Here is a 19,839-nt window from a genome sequence, read left to right as displayed (position 1 = left end):
GAGTCTCAGTCCGCGGAGACGGCCTCGGCCTCCGCGGCGGCCTCGGCTTCCTCCTCCTCTTCCTCCTTTTTCGCCTTGATCTTCTTGAGGCGGAAGATCTCCTCGCGCTCCTGTTCCTCGAGCTTCTGCTCGATGTACTCCTGGTTCTCGTAGAGCTGCGGGAGCAGGGTGAACTCGAGGGCGTTGACGCGGCGCTTGGTCGTCTCGATCTCCTCGAGCATCTTCTTCATCGCCGTCTCGACCTCGGCGGCGAGGATGATCGTCTCGAGCAGCTCCTCGTAGGCGTCGGCCGCCTCGTCGATCCGCGCCGAGGAGCCGAGCAGGCCGTAGCCGCGCTCGTCGAGCGACTTCTTGACCTTCGAGGACTCGATCTGGGGCACCACGACGCCCATAATGTTCTTCGACTGGGTCGTGATCTCGGGGTGCTCCTTCAGCGCCGCCGCCGCGCCGCGAACCGCCACGTCGCCCTCCATGGCGCGCGCCATATCGATCTTGCGCTGGGCGGTCTCGTAGTCGTCGCTCAGATCGGAGCGGACGTCCTGCGCCTGGTCGAGGATGTCCATGAACTCCATGATGAGGCCGTCCCGCTTCTGTTCGAGGGTGTCGTGGCCCCGCTCGGAGAGCTCGATGCGATCCTCGATCGCCATCAGGTTCTTCCGAGTGGGTTTGACGTCCTTGGCCATCTGTTGGCGGATCGTAGCTTCCGGAGGAGGTTAATAGTTGTCTGTTCGGGCCGTAGCGGCACGGATCGAACGCCAGCACGAGGAGGCCCGAACGGGACGTCTCGCGCCGCCGGTCGTGCAACGGAACCGATCGGAACCGGGAAAACGTGGCGGTCGACGGTATCAGTCGGCCGCTTCGACGATCTTTCGCTCGGAGTCGTCCTCGCGGTAGTACGTCTCGATGAACTCCTCGTCGACGCGGTTGAGCTCCTCCTTCGGCAGCATCGAGAGGAGGTCCCAGCCGATCTCCAGCGTCTCCTCGAGATCGCGGTTCTGGTCGAAGCCCTGGTCGACGAACTCCGTCTCGAAGGCGTCCGCGAAGTCGAGGTACTTGTTGTCACGCTCCGAGAGCGCCTCGCGACCGACGATGTTCACCAGATCGCGGAGGTCCTCGCCCTCCGCGTAGGCGGCGTACATCTGGTCGGAGACGTCGCCGTGGTCCTCGCGGGTGAGTCCCTCGCCGATGCCGTCGTCCATCAGCCGCGAGAGGCTGGGCAGGACGTTCACCGGGGGTTGGAGCCCCTGGCTGTTGAGGTCGGGGTCGACGTAGATCTGGCCCTCGGTGATGTAGCCGGTCAGGTCCGGGATCGGGTGGGTGTCGTCGTCGCCCGGCATCGTGAGGATCGGGATCTGCGTGACCGATCCCTCACGGCCCTCGATCCGGCCGGCGCGCTCGTAGAGCTGCGCCAGGTCGGTGTACATGTATCCGGGATAGCCACGCCGGCCCGGAACCTCCTCGCGGGCCGCGCCGATCTCGCGGAGCGCCTCGCAGTAGTTGGTCATGTCCGTCAGGATGACGAGGACGTGGTAGTCCTTCTCGAAGGCGAGGTACTCGGCCGTCGTCAGGACCATCCGCGGAGTGACCGTCCGTTCGACGGCGGGGTCGTCCGCGAGGTTCATGAAGACGACCGACCGCTCGAGCGCGCCGGTGCGCTCGAAGTCCTGCATGAACTCGTTGGCCTCCTCCTGGGTGATCCCCATCGCGCCGAAGATGACGGCGAACTCGGATCCCTCGCCGTCACCGGACTCCTCTTCCTCCGGCACGCTCGCCTGCCGCGCGATCTGCATCGCCAGCTCGCTGTGCGGCTGTCCGGAGCTGGAGAAGATCGGCAGCTTCTGGCCGCGGACGAGCGTGTTCATCCCGTCGATGGCGGAGACGCCGGTCTCGATGAACTCCTCGGGATACTCCCGGGAGTAGGGGTTGATCGCCGCGCCGACGATGTCCTGTCGCTCGTCGGGGACGATCTCCGGGCCGCCGTCGATCGGCCGGCCCGACCCGTCGAGCACTCGCCCGAGGAGGTCCTCGGTGACGGGCATCTTCATCGTCTCGCCGAGGAAGCGAACCGACGCGTTCTGGTCGATGCCGCTGGTGCCCTCGAACACCTGGATGGCCACGAGGCCCTCCGAGGATTCGAGCACCTGGCCGCGCAGGGTGTCGCCCTGGGCCGTCTCGATCTCGACGATCTCGTCGTACCCGATCGCCTCGTCGACCTCGGCGTACACCAGCGGGCCGCTGATCTCGGTGATGGTTTGGTACTCTTTCATTGTTAGTAGAGACTCCGGAGTTCCTCGGTGATCTCGGCTTTGAGATCCGCGACGTACTCCTCGTAGTCCTCCTGGACGCCGATCCGGTTGATCTTCGGAGCGGCGTCGATGTCGATGATCTCCTCGACCGGGACGCCGGCCTCGAGCGCCGCGAACGCCTCGTCGTTGAACGTCTCGATCGTCGTCAACATGAGGTACGTCTTCTCCGGCGGACAGTAGGTGTCGACCGGGTGGAAGGCGTTCTGCTGGAGGTACGCCTCGCGGAGGTAGCGCGCGACCTCGAGGGTCAGCTGCTGGTCCTCCGGCAGCGCGTCCTTGCCGACGAGCTGGACGATCTCCTGCAGCTCGGTCTCCTCGTCGAGGACGTCGACCGCCCACTGGCGCTTGTCAGGCCAGTCCTCGGCGACCTCCTCCTGGAACCAGGGGTCGAGCTGGTCCTTGTACAGCGAGTAGGACTCGTTCCAGTTGATCGACGGGAAGTGACGACGCTCCGCCAGGTCCGCGTCGAGCGCCCAGAACGTCTTCACGATGCGCAGCGTGTTCTGGGTGACCGGCTCGGAGAAGTCGCCGCCAGGGGGACTCACCGCGCCGATCGCGGAGACGGACCCTTCGGTCCCGTTGATGTTCTCGAAGTAGCCGGCGCGCTCGTAGAACTGCGCGAGCCGGGCGGCGAGGTATGCGGGGTACCCCTCCTCGCCGGGCATCTCCTCGAGCCGGGAGGAGATCTCGCGCATCGCCTCCGCCCACCGCGAGGTGGAGTCGGCCATCAGCGCGACGTCGTAGCCCATATCGCGGTAGTACTCAGCGATCGTGATGCCCGTGTAGATGCAGGACTCACGCGCCGCGACGGGCATGTTCGACGTGTTGGCGATGAGCGACGTCCGGGCCATCAGCGGGTTGCCGTTGGCCGGGTCCTCCAGCTCGGGGAAGTCCTCGATGACCTCGGTCATCTCGTTGCCCCGCTCGCCGCAGCCGACGTAGACGATGATGTCCGCGTCGGCGTACTTGGCGAGCTGGTGCTGGGTGACCGTCTTTCCGGATCCGAACGGCCCCGGAATCGCTGCCGTACCGCCCTTCGCGATCGGGAACAGGCCGTCGAGGATGCGCTGACCCGAGACGAGCGGCTGTCGGGGCGTGCGCTTCTCGACGGTCGGCCGGGCCTCACGAACCGGCCACTCCTGGCGCATCGTGACCTCGACGCCGTTCGACAGCTCCGCGACGGTCTCGGTCACGTCGAAGGAGCCGGACTCGATCGCGACGACCTCGGCGGTCTCGTCCGCCTCGAGGGCGTCCGGCGGCACCATCACCTTGTGGTCGATGGTGACCGTCTCCTCGACGACGCCGACGACGTCGCCGCGGCCGACCTCGTCGCCCTCGTCGACGGTCGGCTCGAATCCCCACTCCTCCTCGAGGTCGATGCCGGGTGCGTCGACCCCGCGGTCGAGGTAGGGGCTGTCCATCTTCCCCTCCAGCACGTCCAGGGGACGCTGGACGCCGTCGTAGATGGCGTCGAGCATTCCCGGACCCAGGTCGACCGACAGCGGCTCGCCCGTGTTCTCGACGGGTTCGCCGGGGCCGACGCCGGAGGTCTCTTCGTACACCTGAATGGTCGTGACGTTGCCCTCGATCTCGATCACTTCCCCCATGAGTCCTTCGTCGCCGACGTAGACGACGTCGTTCATGCGGGCGTCGAGGTCGCGGGCGCTCACGACCGGACCGCTCACGCTCTGGATGACACCGTTGTCGGTGGTCTCCGTGGATTCTGCTTTGCTCATATTAGTCGTCCTCCTCCATCAGGTCGATCCCGATGGCTCGTTTGATCTGGTCGCGCAGCCCGCCCCCGCCGGCGCCCGATGCGCCGAGCGTGACTAAGACGGGCTCGATGCTTCCCTCGACGCGCTCGCGAACGCCACGCGAGAGGTGCGAGAGGTCCTCCTCGTGCATCACGATGATGCCGACCCCCTCGTCCTCGAGCGTTCGTTCGACCGCGTCGTCGAGCTCCTCGTCCTTCCGGTCGTCCGGCACGTTCTCGAAGGTCCGGACGCCGGCCAGACGGAATCCCGTCGTGAACTCGGGGCTGCCGATGACGGCGATCTCCTGGCTCATAGTATCACCAGTTCCTCCTCGATCTCGGCGTCGCTCAGGCCGGCTTCCTTCCCGCGGGCGATCGCCCGAATGTTCTGGACCTCGCGCTCCTTGGCGAGGATGTAGGAGATGACCGGCGTCACCGAGACGGGGTGGATCGTCCCGAGCTGGTCGCCGTAGGCCAAAAGCGCCGCGTCGGTCGCGTGCTCGAACGCGATCAGGCTGTCGGCCTCCTCGAGCTCACGCAGCGCGGGCCCGAGGTCGTCGGCGTACTGGCTCTCGGCGATGTACTCGACGAGCTCGTCCAGGTTCCGGGCGAGTCGGGCGAGCGTGTCGCGGGTGAAGAGGTCGCCGCCCTCGATGAAGTACTCGGCCGGGTCGATGTCGGCGCCCGACCGGGCGAGCCGAAGCGCGTTCCGGGCGTTCCGGAAGTCGATCTCGGCCGTCAGGAACGACTCGTACTGGCGGGTCGGCTCGTCGCGGCCGAGCTCCGAAAGCAGGTGGTCGTAGAACGTCCGGTCGACCGCGTTCTCGAGCGGGACGAGAATGCCCGACTCCTCGTAGGCCGGGTAGGCCTCCTCGAGGGCCGGGCCGTAGATGGTATCGTCGAGGACCTCGATGACGCCCTCGATCGACTCCGCCTCGAGGAGACGCCGGATGCGCCGGTCGTCGAACTCGCCGGCGCGGATGAGGTCGACCTCGATCTCCTCGGTCGACGCGTCGACGTAGATGCCCCGAATGACGGTCTTGACGTTTCGCGCGTCGAACTTCCGGAGATATCGGGCGATCAGGTCGTAGAGGCGCCCCTCGCTCCAGTCGAGGATGCCTTCGAACTGCTTGGCGAGGTTGCGGTTCAGGGCGTACTCGATCAGGTCGACGCCGCCGTGGCGGCTCCCGAGCGCGTTGATCTCCGCCTCGTAGGTCGATTCCTCCATGAAGCGGGCGATCTCGGCGGGCCCCATCCGGGTGAGCTTGCGATACTCCTCGTCGCTGTACAGCTTGCCGCGGCGGGCGCGAACCCTCGCCACGACGTACTCCGGGTTCGAGCTGCCGACGGCACTCATTGGTCGAACAGTCGCTCCGAGAGGTTCTTGAGCTCGTCGTCCCAGACGTCCTCCAGGACGGAGTCGAAGGTGTTGTTCACGCGAACGCGGGAGGAGTCGCTCTCGCCGACGACGCCGCCGAGGCAGTCGACCGGGTCGCCGACCTCGGCGTCGCGGTCCTCGAGAAGCTCCTCGAGGAGGTCGAGATCCGCCTCGCGGGTGGCGACGACGACGTCAGCGTCGTCGTCGAACTCCGCGAGGGTGGCCTCGAGCAGCGTCTCGGTGAGCTCGCGCCGACGGTCGTCATCGAGGTCGGCGATCGCCGCCTCGACGTCCGCACGGACGTCCTCCAGGACGTCGCGGCGGGCGCCGAGCCGCTCCTGTTTGGCCTCGAGCTTGGCCGACGAGAGCGTCTGCTCGCGCTCCCGCTCGATCTGGCGTTCGACCTCCGCGAGCTTCTGCTCGCGGATCCGGTCGGCGTCGGCCTCGGCCTCGGCGATGATCTCCTCGGCCTCCGCGTCGGCCTCCTCGCGGATCTCCTCCGCACGCGCGCGGGCCTCTTCTCGGATATCCTCAACGACGGTGTCCAAACTCATTGGTTGGAAAGAGGGGGGGCTGGTTAGACCAGGAAGACGACGACCAGCGCGAGGATAACGAGCGTTTCGGGCAGCACCGTCAGGATGAGGCCGTTGACGAACAGCCCCTCGTCCTCGGCCATCGCGCCGACGGCGGCGGATCCGATGCCTCGTTCCGCATAGCCCGCGCCGAGCGCCGCGAGACCGACCGCGAGCGCGGCGGCAGCCGACGGGTTCGTGAGCGTGCCTTGACCTTCCTGCAGTACGACGTTCCCGAGTTCGCTGGTAGCTTCAAACATTGGTAGTAGTTGCGGTTGCTCGTCTCCGAACAGTTCGTATTCCCCCTACTGGAGACATAAAACTTCCCAAAACGAACGAGGAAAACGACCGCGAGAACCCCTCAAAGCGACGGTTGTGAGGAGTACACACACCCGTCGACAGGTCGGAGGGCGGTGGCGATACGGGACGATGGAATCGAGGATGAGTCAGGAAAGTCGGCCGGAAAACCCTCGAACGGACGACCGAATCGGAATCGAAGGGAGGAGCGCGTCGATCGGCTACTCGTTCGCCGTGTACTCCCGGTCGTAGCCGAACGGGGTGTACGGCTCGCCGCCGCCCTCGTAGAACTTGCCGAAGAACTCGACGTACTCGAGACGCACGCCCTGAATGCCCGCGGACGTGATGCCCAGCAGGAGCACGACGACGTGCCCGACGATCGCGACGAGCACGCCGACGACGAGCCCGACGATGGGCATGTCGGGAGCGGTCGTCAGCCCCGCGAAGACGAGCTCGTAGGAGTCGGGATGGCTCTGCACGTACTCGAGATGGCTCGGCGTGAAGATGAAGTGGAAGCTTCCCTCGCCGCCCTCGCCGATGTACGCGCCGAACGCCAGCAGGTTCACGGCCAGCGCCATCCCGCCCTTCGCGAGCAGCACGGCCATGATCCGGGCGTAGGAGACGACGTTGACGATCGGCGAGAGCACCTCGACGAGTTCCGCGGGTTCGCCGATGGCCAACAGCAGGGCACCGACGCCCGCAAGCGCCAGCCCGAGGTAACCGACGACGACCGGGAACCCTGAGAACTCGATCGCGCCCAGGGTGAGCACGGAGATCGAGTCGAAGAGGAACCCCGGCTTCGGTCCGGCGACGTGCTGACTGAAGATCCAGAGCCACGCGCCGTTGAGCAGCAGCAGCCACGAGCCGCCCTCATAGAGCGCGTGCTCGAGGTCGTGGATCCGGTAGTTCTTCAGGAACGACAGGACGAACCCGACGTTCAGATGCAGGATGCCGAACAGCACGCTGAGCACGAGCCAGCTCAGCGCCCATTCGGTCGCACCCGGACCCAGACCCTTGGAGATCGCCCAGTGTTCGAACCCGAAGTGGGGGTAGGCGTGGTAGCCGAAGATGTCGAACCCGTAATACACGCCGAACAGCATCGTGAACAGGCCGGCCCAGATGGCGATCGCACCCATCTCGCGGAGCGTGTCCTCGAAGGACGTGTACAGGTACACGCCGATGCCGGCGTACAGGATGCCGTAGCCGAGGTCCCCGATCATGAAGCCGAACATGAGCGGGAAGGTGAGGAACACGAGCAGCGTCGGGTCGAACTCGGAGTACTTCGGCCGGCCGAAGCTCTTGACGAGCAGCTCGAACGGCCCGGCGATGTCGCCGTTGTCCTGGACGACCGGCGGCGTCTCCTCGCTGGCCTCGGGGCCGCCGTCGGTGGCGGCCTCCCGCCCCTCGTCGTCGTGAACGGCCTCGGTGTGGTGGTCGCCGTCCGGGGTGAACTCGGCCCGTTCGACCTCCTCGACGTCGGCGTGGTCGCCGACCGCGTCGTCGATGGCGGCGGCGAATTCGTCGACCGTCGAGGTCGGGATCCAGCCCTCCGCGATGAAGGCGTTCTCGGTCGTCGCGAACGAGAGCGGGGCCTGCTTCTGCTCGGCCTCGATCGTGAGCTGCTCCTCGGCGCGTAGGAGGAAGCTCGCGGCCTCCTCCCTGACGGCGTCGAGTTCCGTCTCGACGTCCTCGAGGTCGGCCTCGAGCTCGCGCTTTTCGGCCTCGAGCTCGTCGACGTACTCGGTCGGACTCGTCTCGGCCTCGGGCACCTCGAGCAGGGCGATGTCCACGCCGACCAGCGCGTCCTGCAGGACGTCGTCGTCGGCTCCCTCGGCGGGATACGCGAACGCCGCGACGACGCCGTTTCCGGCGAAGACCTCGAAGGCCCGGATCCCGTCGGCCGCGGCGAGCGCGTCCTCGACGGGATCGGCCTTGGCTTCGCCGACGACGACCTCGAGTGAGTCGTATCCGCGGAGCAGATCGAGGTCGATCCCGAGGGCCGCGAACGGCTCCATCCGGTCGATCTCCTCCTGGAGGTCGCGGACGCGGTCGCGGAGCTCGTCCCGCCGGTCGGTGAGCTCGTTGACCCGCTCGCGGACGTCCGCGAGCTCCGCCTCGAGCTCGTCGTCGTCGAGCACGCCGGTCGGCCCGGCGTCCTCGTCGTCGACCTCGAGGATGCTCTCGAGGGAGCGGACGGTGACGAGCCGGTCGTTGGCCTCCTCGGCGCCCTCGAGCGACTCGCCCGGCTCGAACCCCTCGTGGGAGCCGTCGTAATCGGTGACGTGCAGCGAGTGATGCTCGTAGGCCGTCTCGATGACCTCGTCGATGACGCGCTTCGAGCCCGTCACCGACACCTTGCTCATCCGCTCAGGCCTGAGCATTCACCGCCTCCTCGAACCGGTCGATGGCGTATTCGACCACCTCGTCGACGCGGTCCCGTGCGTCCGCTTCGAGCGCCTCCCGGTCGGCGCGCCCCTCCTCGAGGATCTCTTCACGCCGGGACTCGATCTCTTCGCGAGCGGTTTCGAGCCGCTCGTCGGCCTCCGCGGACGCCTCGGCCTCGGCCGTCGAGCGGATCTCCTCCGCCCGCTCGCGGGCGTCGGCGAGGGTCTCCTCGGCGTCGGCTTCCGCCTCGGCGATGATGTCGTCCGCCTCGCGTTCGGCCTCCGTCACTCGTTCGAGCACCTCTGGTCTCGGCATACTCACTAATCGTCAGAAAATCCAGGAGCGACGTATAAGGTGTTTGCGAAAGCCATCGACGGCGCGTCCGGCGCGCAGTCGACCCGTACCGTCGGTCCGAACCGCTGACACGTACCGTCGATCCAACCGCTGACACGTACCGCCCGGGCGACCTGGATACCGGACTGCATTGCCGCCCCTATCGCGGGCATCACCGCCCGTACCGTGGAGCCTCCTCGCGTACTTTTAAGTACTCGCTGCCGGTCCAACGAGGTATGGCAACGGTGTATACGGTCGCCTCGGCGAAGGGCGGCGTCGGCAAGACGACGACGGCGGCCGCGATCGCGACGCTGCTGGCGGACGCGGGAGCGTCGGTCGTCGCGATCGATGCGGATCTCGGGATGGCGAACCTCGCCGGCGCGCTGGGGATCGACGTCGAGGGAGAGACGGTCCACGACGTGCTCGCCGGCCGTGCGGATCCCGAGGCGGCGGTCCAGGAGGGCCCGCGGGGACTCCGCGTGCTCCCGGGAGAGACCGACCTGGACGCCTACGCCGACGCGGATCCCGCCGGCCTCGCCGACGTCGTCGCGGCGTTCGCGGACGCCGACTACGTGATCCTCGACGCCGGCGCGGGGCTGTCACACGACTCGGCGCTCCCGCTCGGGATCGCCGACCGAACGCTGCTCGTGTCCACTCCCGAGCGGGAGGCGCTGCGCGACACGGCGAAGACGGGCGAGCTGGCCGACCGCCTCGGCGGTACGGTCGACGGCGCGGTGATCACCCGCGTCGACCCCGACGACCCGCACGGCCACGACGACCTGATCGTCTCCCATCTCGACGTCCCGATCCACGAACGGATCCCCGAGGACGAGGCGGTCGGAGCCGCGGTCGCGGCGGGCGAGCCGCTGGTCGTCTTCGCGCCGTCGGCGCCCGCGACTCGGGGCTACCGTTCCCTGACCGAACGACTTACTGACGTCGACCTCCCGGAGCCGGAGTCGGCGGTCGCGGACGACGACGCAGCGGGCCGGGGAACTGACGCCGTCGCCGGCGACGACGAGCCAGACGCCGGGCCGGAACCGACGGCGACGGCCGGATCCACTGCCGACGTCGAGATGACCGTCGGCGATCTCACTGAGTCCAGCGAGGACGAAACCGACGAGACGGACGCGGTCAAGGCAGACGAGACGGACGCGGTCAAGGCAGACGAGACGGACGCGGACGAGGCAGACGAGGCGGACGCGGACGAGGAGAACGAGGAGGACGCGGACGAGGCGGACGAGGCGGAGGCGGAGGCGGAGGAAGCCACCGTCGACCAACCGGCCGACCCGGTGATCCGAAACGCCGAGGACGAGGACGCGAACGAGCGCGCTGCGGACGGAACGTCGATCGAACACGACCAGATCGACGGAATCGTCGAGGCGACGGACTCCGAGGGGTCGACCGAACCGCCCGAGGCAGTGCTGCCGGACGCGGACGGGCAAATCGGTGCGGACGAACGAACGGAAGCTGACCGGGGCGAACGGTCGGAGGCTAACGAGGACGAACGAACGGAGGCTAACGAGGACGACGAGGAATCGATCGACGGGGGCGAAGCGGCCGACGATTCGAACGATCCCGGCGTCGAGAGCGTCCCCTTCCGGGAAGACGCCGATGTCGAGTCGACGTCCACGGGATCGACCCGACGACCGGCTCGAGACGATGAAAACGACGCGGAGCCGGGCGACGGACGCGACGATGTGGGCGACGGGAGCGAGGCGGATGACGAGAGCGAGGCGGATGACGAGAGCGAGGCGGATGACGAGAGCGGGGACGACGGCAGCGAAAGCGACGGCGGAGGATTCTTCAGCCGATTATTCGGACGGTGAGCGGCGGTTTCGGGGCTCGGAATCAACTACCGACGACCGCGGTCGATAACGTGACCGGTCGTCGTCGGGACTCAAGCGCCCGCGTCGGGATCGCCGCGACCGCCGGGGGGCGGTGAGTCGGATGCGTCGCCGTGGTCGGTCGACTCGTCGCGACCGCCGCCGACGGGGTCGGCATCGGTCGGCACGTCGACGCCGTCACCGGACGGAGCGTCGCCCGGCTCGCCGTCGACGGAGACCTGATGGGTCGACTCGGCGAAGCCGGCAGAAAGGATCCGCGTCATCGCCTCCTCGACCGACTCCCCCGTGTCGGTGACGCGCTCCGGCTCGACCTCGATGACGTATCCGGAGGTGATGTTCGGCGCGGTCGGCATGAAGAGGACGAGCTTCCCGTCGCGGGTCTTCTTGCCCGTCTTGAACGCGGTCATCCGGATGCCCTCCCAGGTCTCGAGGTGGACGGGATTCTGGAGATCCTCGGTTCCCGAGAGCGCGGTCTCGACGGCGAGCTTGGACGCGTTGTAGACGACCCGGAGGGCGGGAATGTGGTTGATCGAGTCGTCGATCCGGGCCTCGACGATCCGACCGAGGGTGGTCCGCATGAAGTAGCCGACGGCGAGCACGAGGGTCGTGAAGACGACGAGGGCGATGACCACGCGGTACAGCGGGAGGATCGGCTCGAAGAGCCAGTCGGGTTCGAGCGTGCTGATGAGCGGGATCGACGCGATGTGCCGGTAGATCCAGCCGATGACGAGCAGGAGGACGATGAGCGGCACCAGCACGATGAGCCCGCTCCCGAAGTCGCGTTTCCACGTGGACATTCAGTTACGCCGATATGCGTCGCCGGGCCTTATCAGGTCTTCTGAACGGGCGCCGACCCTCGTCCGGCGGCAGACGGGGGGAGTCGGTCGGGGAGCGTTCAGCGGCCGAGGATCGCCCGGAGCGCGAACAGCGCGTTCCCCTTCCGCTCGCGGACGCGCCGGTAGAAGTACGAGAGCCACTTTCGCCCATAGGGGGCGTACTGCTGGACGTCGACGCCCTGGGCGGCGAGGTCGCGCTGGGCGTCCTCGCGGACACCCATCAGCATCTGTATCTCGTAGTCGGTTCCGTGCTCCTCGCCGAGCCGGCGGGCGAGCGACACCATCTCGGGATCGTGGCTGCCGACGGCGACGCCGCGGTCGCGATGCTCGAAGAGAAACGTGATGTCGTCGCGATACGCCTCGTTGACCCGGGATTTCTCGGTGTAGGCGATCGATTCGGGCTCGTCGTAGGCGCCCTTGACGATCCGGATCGCGCCCGGGACGTCGGCGACGCGTTCGAGGTCATCGCGCGTGCGTTTGAGGTTCGACTGGAGACATTGGCCCACGGTCCAGGGGTGGTCCCGCGCGACGTCGACGAAGGTGTCGAGGGTGGCGTCGGTCGTGTCGGCGTCCTCCATATCACACCAGACGAAGACGTCGTGGTCGTTGGCGTGGGCGACGATCGAGCGGTAGTGCTCCGCGAACAGGTCCTCGGAGACGTCGAGGCCGATCTGGGACGGCTTGATCGAGACGCAGGCGTCGAGGTCGGTCGACGCGACGTCCTCGATGAGCGTGTGGTAGGCCGCGACGTCGGCCTCGACGTCCTCGGGGTCGTCGTAGTGCTCCCCGAGCAGGTTCAACAGGACCCCGATCCCGTCGTCGTTCATCGATCGGGCGTGGTCGAACGCGGCGGCCGCGGTCTCGCCGGCGACGAACCGGTTCGCGATCGGCGGGAGCATATCGCGATCCTTTCCACGGGACGGTAATCAGCGTTGTCGTGGCTCCGGAGCGGGAATCAGCGTTGTCGTGGCTCCGGAGCGGGAATCAGCGTTGCAGTAGGCGGGATGCCCCGCCCGCACGACACCACAGGAGCTAACACCGGCCCCCGTCTCGGGGCGCGTATGGTCGGGTCACTCATCGCGAGCGCTCTCTGGGCGATGTTGCCCGCGTACGTTCCCAACAACGCCGCGGTGCTGGCCGGCGGCGGTCGCCCGATCGACGGCGGCCGGACGTGGAACGGCGCGCGCGTGCTCGGCGACGGGAAAACGTGGCGGGGGACGGCGGCCGGAACGGCGGCCGGCGTCCTGCTCGCGCTGGCGCTGAACGCGGTCGTCGATCCCGCCTCGACCGCGCTCGGGGTCGATCTCCCGACGTTTCCGCTTCGCGCAGCCATCGGGCTCGCGTTCGGCGCGATGGTCGGAGACGTCGCGGCCTCGTTCCTCAAGCGTCGGTCGGGCCGCGAGCGGGGCGCGGCGTTCCCCGGGCTCGACCAGCTTGACTTCGTCGTCGGCGCGCTGGCGTTCGCGTGGCTCCTCGCCCCGGGCTGGTTCGGCGAGTGGTTCACGCCGCCGGCGATCGCCGTCGTTGTCGTCGTCACGCCGATCCTTCACGTCGTGACCAACGTGATCGGGTTCGCGATCGGCGTGAAGAACGAGCCGTGGTAGCGGGGCTCGACCCGGACGCGACAGCGGGGCTCGACCCGGAAACGTGGTTCCGGAATCGACCGGGAAGCGCGACGCGTATCCGACGCGCCGGGATCGACTTTTTACCTGATGCGGAAGAACCGATCGCCGGGAATGACCGCCGATCCGCCGCGAACCGAGCGAACCGCCGACGGCCCGATCGACCGAGCCAGGGAGAACCTCACGGGAATCGTCTCCGTCCTCGTGACCGGGATCTGGCTTGTCGCGTTGGTGACCAACCAGGACTGGTGGCTCGGTGCCCTGCTGTTCGGCTACGTCGTGGTCGTCCCGCTTGTCGCCCTGCTGTTCGGCGACGAGGCCGACGTCGCGGAGTGGTGGGACGATGAGGACGCGGCGGAGACGGCGACCGAGTCGACGCGATCGGAGGACGAGAGGGCGGAACATCGCCGCGAGAGGACCGACGACAGCACGGACGACGCCCTCGAGACGCTCCGAGAGCGGTACGCACGCGGCGAGCTGACCGACGAGCAGTTCGAGCGGAAGCTGGAGCGACTCCTGGAGACGGAGACGCTGGAGGACGCGGCGGACCGAGCGGGCACGGCGGACCGAGCGGATACGGCCGGTCGGGCGACGGACGCGACCGACTCCCGTGAACGGGAAGCGGTGGAGACGAAGCGGGACGAGCGGGCGACCGAGGGCTGACCGACGACGGCAGGGGGTCAGACCGAGACGTCGTACAGCTCGCCGTACTTCGACTCGACGTAGTCGGTGAACGCCGCCGCCGAGAAGTCCTCGCCGGTCGCTCGCTTCACGAGCTCGTTCGTCTCGTAGCGCGACCCGTGGCGGTGGACGTTCTCGGCCAGCCAGTCGTGGAGGGCGTCGAACTCCCCGGCCGCGATCCGCTCGTCGAGGCTCGGTCCATCCATCGCGGCGACGTCGGCCTCGGCGGCCGCGTACAGCTGGGCGGCCATCGCCGACCCGAGCGAGTAGGTCGGGAAGTACCCGAAGTTGCCGTGGCTCCAGTGGATGTCCTGCAGGCAGCCCTCGGCGTCGGTCTCGGGGCGGACGCCGAGGTACCGCTCGTACAGGTCGTTCCACGTCTCGGGGACGTCCGCCACGTCGAGGTCCCCGCGGATCAGGTCGCGTTCGATCTCGAACCGAACCAGGATATGCAGGTGGTAGGTGAGCTCGTCGGCCTCGACGCGGATCAGGTTGTCCGGGTGGACCTGATTGACCGCCTCGTAGGCGTCGCCGACGGACGCGTCCGCAGTGCTCGGGAAGCGGTCCTGGAACGTCGGCAGGAAGTGGTCCCAGAACGCCCGGCTCCGGCCGACGTGGTTCTCCCAGAGCCGCGACTGGGACTCGTGGACCGAGAGGTCGCGCGGCTCGCCGAGCGGGGTCCCGTACTGCTCGTCCGGAAGCCCGAGGGTGTACAGCGCGTGGCCGAACTCGTGGATCGTCGACCCGAGCGCGGAGAGGGGGTCGGACTCGTCGAACCGCGTGGTGATCCGGCAGTCGAACTGGTTCCCCGAGGTGAACGGGTGCGAGGAGACGTCGAGCCGGCCGCGGTCGAAGTCGTAGCCGAGCCGGTCGAGCGCCTCCCGCGCCAGCTCCTCCTGGGTCTCCGTCGCGAACGAGCCCTCGAAGGTGTCGCCCGCGAGGTCGGTGTCCGACGCACGGATCGCATCGAGCAGCGGGACGAGCGTCTCGCGCAGCTCCTCGAGGACCGCCTCCGCGCGCTCGAGCGGGAGACACGGCTCGTACTCCTCGAAGAGGACGGCGTAGGGGTCCCGGTCGGGGTCGATGTGTGCGGCGTACTCGCGTTTGAGCTCGACGTTGCGCTCGAGGTGAGGTGCGAACGCCTCGAAGTCGTCCGCGGCCTTCGCCTGCTCCCAGGCGCCGAGCGCCTCCGTGGACGCCTCGGAGATCCGCTCGACGAGGTCCCGCGGGACCGCGTCCGCGCGCTCGTACTGGCGGCGGATCTCACGGACGGCGGCGGACTGCTCGGCCGTCAGATCGGCGTCCGCGAGCTCGGCGAGGAGCTCGCCGGTCTCCGGAGCGGTGAGGAGGTCGTGCTGCAGCGAGGACAGGACCGAGAGCTGCTTCGACCGCGCGGGCGTCCCGCCCTCGGGCATCATCACCTGTTGATCCCACGAGAGCACGCCCGAGGCGCTCGAGACGGCGTTCCAGCGGCGGGCACGATCCAGAAGGGCCTCGTAGGCGTCGGGGGCGGCCGCCGGGTCGGCGGCTTCCGACGCGTCGGTCGTATCGGCGGAGTCGCTCATCAGGGGTCGATACGGCGCCACCACAAAAGAACGTCGCGTCTCCGGCGACAGCGCGCGCCGCCGGGCCGCTGGCCGAGCGGACTACTCGCGGTCGGGGATCTCCCGCTCCGCGATCCCGCGGTAGATCCGTCGACATCGACGGAGCACGTCGAGCGAGACGCTCTCGGTTTCGGTATGGGCCTGGCCGGGCTCGGCGGGCCCGCAGACGACGCAGGCGGCGCCGGCGTCCGCGAGCCAGCCCGCGTCGGTCGCGTGCGGCTTCACGACGTGCTCGGGGAGAACGGTCCCCGGATCGTCGGTCGACGCAGCCTCCGACTGCTTCGACGCAACCTTCGACTCGCGGCCGTCCCCCGCCTCGTCGTCGGCCCGGTGAGCCGTCCGAGCGGCGTCGAGAACGGCGTCGGCGAAGCCCGCGTGGGCGCACGCCATCGGCGGGAGATCCCCGTCGACGGTCCACTCGACCCCCTCGATCGTCTCGACGCGCTCCAGGGGCGCACGCTCGCCCGGCACGGTCCGTTCGTCGACGGTGACCGTACACCGATCGGGGATCACGTTCATCGCCGTCCCCCCCTCGATCTCGGTGACCGCGATCGAGCCGGCGACGTGCTCGCCGAACACCGTCGTTTCGGGTGCAGGGAGGTCCCGGACGACGTCGACCGCGTCACAGGCGCGATAGACCGCGTTCTCGCCGGCCGCGGTCTCGGAGGCGTGTGCCGCCTCCCCGGTGGCGACGAGCGTCGACCCGCGCCGGCCCTTGTGGGCCACCGCGACGTCCGTGACGACCGCGGCGGGCCGGTTCGGCGGCGCCGAGTACCCGGTCGATCCCTCCGCGACCACGGCGAAATCGGGGGCGAACCCGCGGTCGATCGCCGCCCGCGCGCCGACGCCGCCGTCCTCCTCGCCGACGAAGGAGGCGAACACGAGCGCCCGGTCGTCGGGGATCGTCGCGTCGCGAAACGCGAGCAGACAGGCGGCGAGGGCGCCCTTCATATCCGCCGTGCCCCGGCCGTGAAGCCGTCCCTCGCGCTCGTCGACGACGTACTCCCCGTCGTCGTCGAGCTGCCGGTCCGCCGGCGGGACGACATCGTGATGGCCGACGAGCGCGAGGCTCGTCGACGCGTCGGGGTTCCGCCGCGCGATGACGTTGCCGTCCGGGTCCCGATCCACGACCGCGTCCGTCTCGGACCGGAGCCACGATTCGACCGCGTCGCCCGCGGCGGTTTCGTCCTCGTGGCTCGGTATCGAAACCAGCCGGCGCGTGAGATCGCGGAGCTCGCCGTCGCGTTCGCTCATACGGGTGCGTCGGTCGGCGGGCGCTTAAAAATGGAGGCGGAAAGTGGCCGATCAGATCCCGAGGGTGATGAACACGAGCACGCCGAGGGCCGGGACCCGGGAGAGTTCGGCGGAGAGCGCGAGCCGTCGTTCGGCGTCGCTCCGACCGAGGAAGGCGACGGTGCCCAACAGACAGCCGATCCCGACGGCGAGCGCCAGCGTCGCGGCCGTGGAGAGGAACCCTTGCAGGAACGCGTACGCGAGCAGCCCCAGCGTGAGCAGCGCGACGCCGTACAGCGACTGCCGCGTCCGGCGCACGCCGACGACGACGGGGAGCGTGGCGACGCCGGCGGACGCGTCGCTTTCGACGTCGGGGACGTTCGGGATCTCGGCGTTGACGAACGTCGCGAGGAACAGGTAGCCGAACAGGACGCCGGCCGTCGGGGTGACCGGGGCGTTCGTGAACGCCATCGGCATCCCGACGATCGTGACGGACCAGGCGAGGGCGACGACGGCGGAGTTGACGATCAGGACCTCCTTGAGCCGCCGGACCCGGCTGCCGAGGGCGGCGAAGTAGTCGAGCGCGTACAGCACCCAGAACGCGCCGGGCAGCAGCGTCAGCCCGAACGCGAGGGGACCGCCGGTCACTGCGACCGCGACGGCGACGCCGTAGGCGAGCGCGCCGGCGACGTACAGGACGCGCTGATGACGGCGGACGAAGGCGGTGCGGTTCGGCGCGACCGCCGCGTCCGTCTCGAGGTCCGCGAGCCGGTCGTTGACGTACACCGCGAAGGTGACGAGGCCGACGACGAGCGGCGAGAGGTTCACCGGGAGCGACAGGACGATCATCACGAGCGCGACCTCGGCGGCCGCGACCAGCGCGAGATACGTCGAGCTGTACAACAGGGCGTTTCGAAGGCGCTCGAGCACGGTCCGGGCTCGAGCGACGGTCGAACGGTTCCGAAGCGCAGTCGGTCCAGTCGACCGTGACTGGGTGGATGGTTGGGATGCCATACCGGCCTCAAATATCGTCCAATTGATATTAACGGCACCGGGAACCTCTCGGGTTCCGGACCGGTTTGGCGGCGGCAGGAAGGGGCGTCGGCGGTGGTCTCAAGACGGCCGCGGTCGGATCGGGACGTGAACGGTGACGACCGTTCCCGTCGGGTCGGCGTCGGCGAACTCGACCCGACCGCCGACGATGTCGACGCCCCACGTGATCAGCGAGAGACCGAGCCCGCTTCCGTGGCGCAGCGGCGTTTCGGTTCCCTCCTCGAGGACCGCGAGCTCCTCGTCGTCGATTCCGGGGCCGTTGTCGGCGACGACGACGCGCACGGCGTCGTCGTCCGTCTCGATCTCCACGTCGATCCGGATGTGTGGGTCAGGGTCGACGTTGTGCTCCGCGGCGTTCTCGAGCAGGTCCTCGAAGACGACGGTCAGCAGTCCGTCGACGTAGACGTCCGACGGCACGCCGTCGTAGTCGACCGTGACGTCCGGCCGCGCATCCCGCGCCGACGCGATCCCGTCGCGCAGGATCGAGTCCAGCGAGAGCGGCCGCCGGTCGGTCCGGTCGCGGTCGAACAGATCGATGGCGCGGCGGACCTTCTCGCTGAGCTCCTCGATCTCCAGCGCGTGCCCCGCGATCCGGTCGGCGACCCGGCCGTCGTCATCGATCTCCTCCGCGTGGCCGAGGATGAGCTGCGTGGTCGTTCGGACGTTGTGCCTGAACACCCGGTTGAGCACGGTGAGCCGTCGTTGGCGTCGCAGGTGGTCGCTGACGTCGTGGAGGGTGATCGACCGGCCGATCGTGCGCCCGGTCCGGTCGACGATCGAACACTCCGAGACGTCGTAGGCGCGCGTGCCGTCGTCCTCCCGGAGCACCATTCGGTCGGTCGGTTCGGGCTCGTCGACGACCGCGGCGACCTGGGGGAAGGCGTCGGGGAACGCCCGTCCGAGAACGTCGTTCGGATCCGCCCGGAGGAACGCCGCTGCGCGGTCGTTCAGCTCCACGACGTAGCCGTTCGAATCGAGGACGATCGCGCCCTCCTCCATCCGGTCGAAGGCCAGCCGCCGCGCGTACCTGATCGGCGCGGGATTCGTCCCGAACAGGCGAAACCGGGTGAGCGCGCCGAGGTAGGCGACGCCGGAGACGGCGAAGCCGATCGGCGTGGGATCGACGCCGTAGGTCGGCAGGGCGTCGAGGAGATAGAGCGCGTTCGTCAGCCAGGGCACGACGAGCCCGACGATGAGCGCGACGCTCTGGGCGCGAAACGCGAGGACGTCGCTCGTGATCAGTTCGAGGAGCGGGATCGTCCCGAGCAGCCCGAGGAGGTAGGTGTACCCTGCGGCGATCCAGAACCACGGGCCGGGGGTCCGCTCGAGCATCGTCACGCCGTTGATATCGACCAGCGTGGAGCCGACGTACATCAGATCGTGGGCGACGTTCGTCGCTCCGATGACCGCGATACACAGGGGCACGATGGAGGCGACCGCGACGTACCGCGACTGGACGTACTCGTGGTGCCCCGAATACTCGAGCGAGAAGAACAGCCACGCGACGGGAATGACCGCGATCCCGACCCAGGAGACGTCGACCCAGAAGGCCTTCGCGGCGATCCCGGTCGCGTCGATCCGGAACAACAGGGTGACCGACCACCAGCACTGGCCGGCCAGCAGGACGGCCAGGGGAACCGATCCCGGGGTCGGCCGCTCGCGCCAGGCGATCAGTCCGCCCGTCATCCCGATCGCGACCGTGCAGATCAGCGCGGCCTTCAGGACCGTCAGGGGGATCACGGTGGCTCTGGGTAGTGGTGACACCAGCCGGTAATCAAGATTGTGGACCTGGACGGCAGTTCACGACGAAATCGGATCGCTGGACGACGTTCAGTACCGCCGGGACGGGCCCGACGTTCCAGTTCCTCGCGACGGGCCCGACGTGCCGGTCGATTCGTCCGGTCGACCGCCTCGGACCGCGAGCTCCCAGTCGAACACCCTT

The 19,839-nt window shown here is 68.5% G+C and carries 18 protein-coding genes; 3 read left to right on the top strand and 15 right to left on the bottom strand.

Annotation, left to right across the window (positions count from 1 at the left end; genetic code table 11):
- Window positions 1–5 precede the first annotated feature (5 nt).
- The 9 genes from BLV25_RS04460 to ahaH form a co-directional block, all read right to left on the bottom strand.
- Complete coding sequence (locus BLV25_RS04460) at window positions 6–683, bottom strand: V-type ATP synthase subunit D (protein WP_021073118.1); 678 nt, start codon at window positions 681–683, stop codon at window positions 6–8.
- Between the two features lie 162 nt (window positions 684–845).
- Window positions 846–2,267 carry a V-type ATP synthase subunit B gene (locus BLV25_RS04455; protein ID WP_021073117.1) on the bottom strand — a complete coding sequence of 474 codons (1,422 nt, stop codon included), beginning with the start codon at window positions 2,265–2,267 and terminating at the stop codon, window positions 846–848.
- Between the two features lie 2 nt (window positions 2,268–2,269).
- Window positions 2,270–4,042, bottom strand: coding sequence for a V-type ATP synthase subunit A (locus BLV25_RS04450; RefSeq protein WP_092731082.1), 1,773 nt, complete (start codon window positions 4,040–4,042; stop codon window positions 2,270–2,272).
- Window position 4,043: 1 nt separating this feature from the next.
- On the bottom strand, window positions 4,044–4,373 hold the full coding sequence (locus tag BLV25_RS04445; protein WP_021073115.1) for a V-type ATP synthase subunit F: 330 nt from the start codon (window positions 4,371–4,373) through the stop codon (window positions 4,044–4,046).
- Entirely contained in the window at window positions 4,370–5,416 is a 1,047-nt protein-coding gene (locus BLV25_RS04440; protein WP_021073114.1) for a V-type ATP synthase subunit C, read from the bottom strand. The genes BLV25_RS04445 and BLV25_RS04440 overlap by 4 nt, the downstream gene beginning before the upstream one ends.
- Window positions 5,413–5,991, bottom strand: a complete 579-nt coding sequence (locus BLV25_RS04435; protein WP_092731080.1) for a V-type ATP synthase subunit E — start codon at window positions 5,989–5,991, stop codon at window positions 5,413–5,415. Before BLV25_RS04435 ends, BLV25_RS04440 begins: the two co-directional genes overlap by 4 nt.
- A 23-nt stretch (window positions 5,992–6,014) precedes the next feature.
- Window positions 6,015–6,269: an ATP synthase subunit K gene (locus BLV25_RS04430; RefSeq protein WP_021073111.1), complete on the bottom strand. Its 255-nt coding sequence runs from the start codon at window positions 6,267–6,269 to the stop codon at window positions 6,015–6,017.
- 258 nt (window positions 6,270–6,527) lie between these two features.
- Complete coding sequence (locus BLV25_RS04425) at window positions 6,528–8,669, bottom strand: V-type ATP synthase subunit I (protein ID WP_092731078.1); 2,142 nt, start codon at window positions 8,667–8,669, stop codon at window positions 6,528–6,530.
- 4 nt (window positions 8,670–8,673) lie between these two features.
- The gene (gene ahaH, locus BLV25_RS04420) at window positions 8,674–9,006 is read right to left on the bottom strand and encodes an ATP synthase archaeal subunit H (protein WP_039400020.1); all 333 of its coding nucleotides are present in this window, start codon (window positions 9,004–9,006) and stop codon (window positions 8,674–8,676) included.
- Between the two features lie 254 nt (window positions 9,007–9,260).
- Here ahaH and BLV25_RS04415 point away from each other — a divergent pair, with 254 nt between their 5' ends.
- Complete coding sequence (locus BLV25_RS04415; protein WP_092731076.1) at window positions 9,261–10,850, top strand: nucleotide-binding protein; 1,590 nt, start codon at window positions 9,261–9,263, stop codon at window positions 10,848–10,850.
- A 71-nt stretch (window positions 10,851–10,921) separates the two neighbouring features.
- On the opposite strand, the gene BLV25_RS04410 is transcribed toward BLV25_RS04415, so the two are convergent.
- Together BLV25_RS04410 and BLV25_RS04405 are read right to left on the bottom strand one after the other, a co-directional pair.
- Complete coding sequence (locus BLV25_RS04410) at window positions 10,922–11,665, bottom strand: DUF502 domain-containing protein (protein WP_092731074.1); 744 nt, start codon at window positions 11,663–11,665, stop codon at window positions 10,922–10,924.
- 98 nt (window positions 11,666–11,763) lie between these two features.
- Entirely contained in the window at window positions 11,764–12,603 is an 840-nt protein-coding gene (locus BLV25_RS04405; RefSeq protein ID WP_092731072.1) for a proline dehydrogenase family protein, read from the bottom strand.
- Between the two features lie 162 nt (window positions 12,604–12,765).
- On the opposite strand from BLV25_RS04405, the gene BLV25_RS04400 reads away from it, so the two are divergent.
- Window positions 12,766–13,308 carry a CDP-2,3-bis-(O-geranylgeranyl)-sn-glycerol synthase gene (locus BLV25_RS04400; protein WP_021073104.1) on the top strand — a complete coding sequence of 181 codons (543 nt, stop codon included), beginning with the start codon at window positions 12,766–12,768 and terminating at the stop codon, window positions 13,306–13,308.
- Between the two features lie 132 nt (window positions 13,309–13,440).
- Window positions 13,441–13,989 (top strand): SHOCT domain-containing protein, encoded by a 549-nt coding sequence (locus tag BLV25_RS04395; protein WP_092731238.1) that lies wholly within the window; start codon window positions 13,441–13,443, stop codon window positions 13,987–13,989.
- 17 nt (window positions 13,990–14,006) lie between these two features.
- On the opposite strand, the gene BLV25_RS04390 is transcribed toward BLV25_RS04395, so the two are convergent.
- From BLV25_RS04390 to BLV25_RS04375, 4 genes are all read right to left on the bottom strand, one after another.
- Window positions 14,007–15,572, bottom strand: coding sequence for a carboxypeptidase M32 (locus BLV25_RS04390; RefSeq protein WP_092731070.1), 1,566 nt, complete (start codon window positions 15,570–15,572; stop codon window positions 14,007–14,009).
- 81 nt (window positions 15,573–15,653) lie between these two features.
- Window positions 15,654–16,865: a M20 family metallopeptidase gene (locus tag BLV25_RS04385; RefSeq protein ID WP_092731068.1), complete on the bottom strand. Its 1,212-nt coding sequence runs from the start codon at window positions 16,863–16,865 to the stop codon at window positions 15,654–15,656.
- Between the two features lie 51 nt (window positions 16,866–16,916).
- Complete coding sequence (locus tag BLV25_RS04380; RefSeq protein ID WP_039400005.1) at window positions 16,917–17,858, bottom strand: UbiA family prenyltransferase; 942 nt, start codon at window positions 17,856–17,858, stop codon at window positions 16,917–16,919.
- A gap of 99 nt (window positions 17,859–17,957) precedes the next feature.
- Entirely contained in the window at window positions 17,958–19,661 is a 1,704-nt protein-coding gene (locus tag BLV25_RS04375) for a sensor histidine kinase (RefSeq protein ID WP_218128602.1), read from the bottom strand.
- Window positions 19,662–19,839 lie beyond the last annotated feature (178 nt).

Source organism: Halopenitus persicus (assembly GCF_900107205.1).
Taxonomy (GTDB): Archaea; Halobacteriota; Halobacteria; order Halobacteriales; family Haloferacaceae; genus Halopenitus; species Halopenitus persicus.
This window is presented reverse-complemented; position numbering and strand designations above follow the sequence as displayed.